Annotated in this window: 5 protein-coding genes; 1 reads left to right on the top strand and 4 read right to left on the bottom strand. The window is 70.2% G+C overall.

What is annotated here, in order from left to right:
- Positions 1 to 40: 40 nt before the first annotated feature.
- Complete coding sequence (locus tag GXP76_RS34320; protein WP_242575535.1) at positions 41 to 721, bottom strand: ABC transporter ATP-binding protein; 681 nt, start codon at positions 719 to 721, stop codon at positions 41 to 43.
- A 55-nt stretch (positions 722 to 776) separates the two neighbouring features.
- Positions 777 to 2,243, bottom strand: coding sequence for an ABC transporter permease (locus GXP76_RS34315; RefSeq protein ID WP_242575534.1), 1,467 nt, complete (start codon positions 2,241 to 2,243; stop codon positions 777 to 779).
- 152 nt (positions 2,244 to 2,395) lie between these two features.
- Here GXP76_RS34315 and GXP76_RS34310 point away from each other — a divergent pair, with 152 nt between their 5' ends.
- Positions 2,396 to 2,791 carry a nitroreductase/quinone reductase family protein gene (locus tag GXP76_RS34310; protein ID WP_242575533.1) on the top strand — a complete coding sequence of 132 codons (396 nt, stop codon included), beginning with the start codon at positions 2,396 to 2,398 and terminating at the stop codon, positions 2,789 to 2,791.
- Between the two features lie 20 nt (positions 2,792 to 2,811).
- Here GXP76_RS34310 and GXP76_RS34305 read toward each other — a convergent pair whose 3' ends face one another.
- Complete coding sequence (locus GXP76_RS34305) at positions 2,812 to 3,219, bottom strand: SgcJ/EcaC family oxidoreductase (RefSeq protein ID WP_242575532.1); 408 nt, start codon at positions 3,217 to 3,219, stop codon at positions 2,812 to 2,814.
- Between the two features lie 201 nt (positions 3,220 to 3,420).
- Positions 3,421 to 4,354 (bottom strand): glycosyl hydrolase (locus GXP76_RS34300; RefSeq protein ID WP_242575531.1); only part of this gene is annotated, 934 nt, incomplete at its 5' end.

Here is a 4,354-nt window from a genome sequence, read left to right as displayed (position 1 = left end):
CCCTGCCGTGTCGGTCGTCGGCCGGGCCGTCACGTCCCCGCTACGCGGAGCGTTCGGTGATGGTGATCCTTCCGTTCCTGATGGTGGCGAGGCGGGTCGCGCGGCGGGCGATGGCGCTGTCGTGGGTGACCATCACGAAGGTCAGCCCGTGCTCCTTCCAGAGCCCTTCGAGCAGATCCATGATCTCGTCGCGCATGGACTCGTCGAGATTGCCGGTCGGTTCGTCGGCGAGGAGCACCTTCGGCCGTTTGACGAGCGCCCGCGCGATGGCCACGCGCTGCTGCTGACCGCCGGACATCTCGGAGGGCACGTGGTCGCGGCGCTCCCCCAGGCCGACGGAGCGCAGGGCCTCGGCCGCGCGCTCGCGGCGTTCCCCGGCCTTGGTACCGAGCGGTACGAGCGCCGTCTCGACGTTCTCCTGGGCGGACAGGGTGGGGATGAGGTTGAAGCTCTGGAAGACGAAGCCGATGGACCGGCCGCGTACGGCGGTCAGTTTCGCCTCGCCGAGTCGGGCCAGGTCGGTGCCGTCGAGCTTGACGCTGCCCGCGGTCGGGCGGTCGAGACCGCCGAGCATCTGGAGGAGGGTGGACTTGCCGCCGCCGGTGGGGCCCTTGATGACGAGCCGGTCGCCCTCGCCGATGGTCAGATCGACCCCGGCGAGCGCGTGGACGGTGGACTTGCCCGTGCGGTACTGCTTGGTGACGCCGCTGAGTTCATACATGGTGCGACTCCTGCGCTGCTGCGGTGAGTTGAGGGGGTACGGAACCGTCCGGCGGCTACTCGACGCGGCGCAGCGCGTCGGCGGGCCGCAGCCGGGAGGCGCGCCAGCCGCCGAAGGCGCCGGCGATCAGTCCGCCCGTCACCGCGAGGCCGACCGCCAGGGCGATCGTCGCGGCGGAGACGGGCGCGGTGAGCGCGATCTCGATGGCCTTTTCGGCGCTCTGGCCGCCGGGTCCGCCCGCACGGACGAGTCCGCCGGCCGGACCGCCGCCACCGCCGCCGGGGCCGCCGGCCGCGGCTCCGAGTTGAGCGGTCAGGGAGGGGCTGACCGCGGTCAGCGCGTACGCGCCGGCGATACCGACGGCGATACCGAGCGCACCGCCGACCAGCCCGTTGACCATCGCCTCCCCGACGACCTGCCGGGTGACGCGTCCGCTCTTCCAGCCGAGCGCCTTGAGCGTGCCGAACTCCTGTACGCGGCGGCTGACGGCCGACACGGTGAGCAGTCCGGCGACGACGAAGGCGGCGACGAGAACGGCGACGGAGAGCCACTTGCCGACGTTGGTGGCGAGGTCGGACGCGGTGGAGAGGGAGCCGGAGACCGTGTCCGCGAGATCGGCGGAGGTGGTGACGGTGGTGCCGGGAACGTTCTTCTGGATGGCCGACTTGACGGCGCCGATCTGCTGGGAGTCGTCGGCCTGGACGTAGACGGTGGTGACCTTGTCCTTCGAGTCGGACAGGGTCTGCGCCCGCTTCAGGGGGATGTACAGATTGGCCGCCGCGTCGCCGCTGTCGGCGGTCGCTATGCCGATGATCTCGAACTTCGTCCCCTTGATGGTGACTTCGCCGCCGACCTCGTACTTCTTCTCCTTCGCGTACGCGGCGTCGGCGACGGCCACCCGGGCGTCGGTCTCGGTCGCCTTGAACGTACGACCGTCGGTGATCTTGGAGGAGGTCAGCGGGCCGAGGTCCTGACGGGCGGTGTCGGTGCCGTAGACGGTGTAGGAGTCGACGTCGAAGTCGGCACCTCCGCCGCGCACTTCACCCTGCGGACCGCCGATGCCGCCACCGGCCCCGCCACCGCTCGCGCCGTTCTCCCTCGGCTTGAACTCGCCGGGCTTGAACTCCCCGTCGACCTTGACGACCGAGAGGCTGAGGCCGCCCACGGCGGTGGCCACGCCCGACTGGTCGGCGACCTTGCCGACGGTGCTGGACGCGAGGGTCTCGAAGCCCTGCGGCATGACGATGTCGTTGCTCTGCTCCTCGTCACCGTCCTGCGCGTCGAACTTGAAGCGGGGCCCCGCGCGGCCGCCCTCGGAGGCGGGAGGGGCGGCCTTGGTGACGGTCATGTCCGTGCCGAGTCCGTACAGCGACTCCAGGACCTTGTCCTGGGCCTCCCGCATGCCCGAGGAGACGGAGTTGACGACGATGACCAGCGCGATACCGAGTGCGAGCCCCGAGGCGACGACGAGCGCGGCCTTGCGGCGACGGCGCAGTTCGCGCCGGAGGTAGGTGAAGAACATGGCGCGAAGGTATGCACGGCGCGTGATGGCAGCATATGAGCGGCGTAAGAGAAGGATGAGAAGCCGTCAGCGCCGCACAGGCGATGTCGTCGATGTCGCCGGGACCGTCAAGGCCGCCGGGACCGTCAGGACCGCGAGAGGAAGAGTCACGGATGTCGCGTCATCACGAGATCAAGCAGCGGGTCGTCACCACCTTCCAGCGCCGGGTCGCCAATCCGCTCTCCTCGCGGATGCCGTGGCAGATCCTGCTGGAGACCACGGGGCGCACGTCCGGACTGCCCCGGCGGACCCCGGTCGGCGGGAGCCGGGTCGGCCAGGAGTTCTGGCTGGTGTCGGAGTACGGCGACAGGTCGCAGTACGTACGCAACATCCTGGCCGACCCGAGGGTCCGGGTCCGGATCAAGGGCACCTGGCACACCGGGACCGCCCACCCGATGCCGGAGGACGATCCCCGCGCGCGGCTCAGGACCCTGCCGGCCGGCAACAGCGCGGTGGTCCGGCTGATGGGCACCAACCTGCTGACGGTGCGTGTCGATCTGGCCGACTGACGGGACCCGGCCGACAGCCCCTACGCCTCGCCCCCGGTGTCCGGGAACGAGTGGTGCTCGTGCGCGACCACCCAGCGCCCGTGCTCCTTGCGCAGCCCGATCGTGAGCCGCAGGCGGGTGGCCGACCGCTCGGCCACCTCCCGCGGCGAACCGCAGCGCAGGAGGGCGTACGCGTAGGCGACATCGGCGCCCGCGGTGACGTCCAGTTCGAGGATGTCGAACGTGGCGCCGTTCGCCTGCCACTCGAAGAAGCCGGGCCAGGTGTCGCGGTAGGCGTCGATGCCGCGTACGCCCTCCTGTGGCGGCGGCACGTCGAACATCACGATGTCGGCGGCGTGGCCGGCCAGGACACGGTCCATGTCACCGGTGCGCACGGCCGCCGCCCACCCCTCGATCAGGGCCCGGATCTGCTGCTCGTCGTCGGCCATCGGCGCGGCTTCCTCTCTCTGGGTGGACAGACCCTAGGGGATGTCTTGCCGATCTTGCCGGGCTCGCGGGGTCTGGCACGCACGTTCGCCGCGTTGACAGCGGAGGAGGGAGGCATGGCTCCGCCATGCCTCCCTCCTCCGCCTTGCGATCGCACGCACCAGACCCCGCTCCCTGATCCGGCCTGATCGACAAGACACCCCCTAGGGCAGTACCACCTCGCCCTGGTTGAGGACGCGCGGGTGGAAGTATCCGGCCTGGATCTCGGCGTTGGAGTTGTTGCCCTGCAACTGCTCGGACCAGAGCATGAAGTACGACCAGCGCGTCTGGCTGTCGAGCAGCGCCGCGCCGGGCATCTTGCCCAGCTCGGCGAGGGCCATCGGTTTGGCGCCCGCGATGTTCGTGAGCTGCTGGTAGTCGGACTGGCTGGGGTGGTTCTTGTACCAGACGTCCAGCGACACGACGTCGACGTAGGCGTCTCCCGGATAGTACGAACTCCAGCCGCCGGCCGGGTTGTCCTGGACGTTCCACACCCAGATCAGGTTGTCGAGTCCCTTGCCGGCGAGATGATCGCGGGTGATCCGGTAGAGCCGTGCGCCGCCGTCGGAGCCCGGCCGGTTCCCCCACCAGTTCCAGGACTCGTTCATCTCGTGGAGCGGGCGGAACAGTACGGGGACGCCCGCGTCCCTGAGCTGCCGGAGGTACGGGACGACTTCGTCGAGGCGGCGCTTCCAGGCGGTGTTGAGCGCCGTGCCGTCGGTGACCGTCGCCTCGAACTCCTCCTTGGAGATGCTGGACTTGACGCCGCCCTCGAACTCGCACGAGCTGCCGACGGTGGGCGGGCAGACGTGCCAGGTGAGCGAGACGAGCGAGCCGTTGGCCCATTCGGTCTTCGCCTGGTCGATGACGCGCTGCCGGTTGGCGACGTCCTCGGCGCGGAACATCAGGTCGCCGCCCCAGAGGCCGGGGTACTGGCCGGTGATGTCCTTCACGAGCTGGGTGTAGCGGCCGGGGGCCGCGGCCGGTTCCTTGTTGTGCTGGCCGGAGACGACACGCGAACCGGTAAGGGACGTCAGGTAGTTCAGCACGTCCTGCTTGGGGGTGGCGGGGAACGCCCCGGCGGGGGTCGGCGACGCG

Origin of the sequence: Streptomyces sp. NP-1717, from assembly GCF_022695985.1 — a bacterium.
In the GTDB taxonomy this organism is placed as follows: Bacteria; Actinomycetota; Actinomycetes; order Streptomycetales; family Streptomycetaceae; genus Streptomyces.
Note: the sequence above shows the minus strand (reverse complement) of the source record. Positions and strands in the feature narration are given on the sequence as shown.

Coding starts and splice junctions, on each gene's coding strand:
- GXP76_RS34320 (WP_242575535.1), bottom strand. CDS start 721: ATGTATGAACTCAGCGGCGTCACCAAGCAGTACCGCACGGGCAAGTCC.
- GXP76_RS34315 (WP_242575534.1), bottom strand. CDS start 2,243: ATGTTCTTCACCTACCTCCGGCGCGAACTGCGCCGTCGCCGCAAGGCC.
- GXP76_RS34310 (WP_242575533.1), top strand. CDS start 2,396: ATGTCGCGTCATCACGAGATCAAGCAGCGGGTCGTCACCACCTTCCAG.
- GXP76_RS34305 (WP_242575532.1), bottom strand. CDS start 3,219: ATGGCCGACGACGAGCAGCAGATCCGGGCCCTGATCGAGGGGTGGGCG.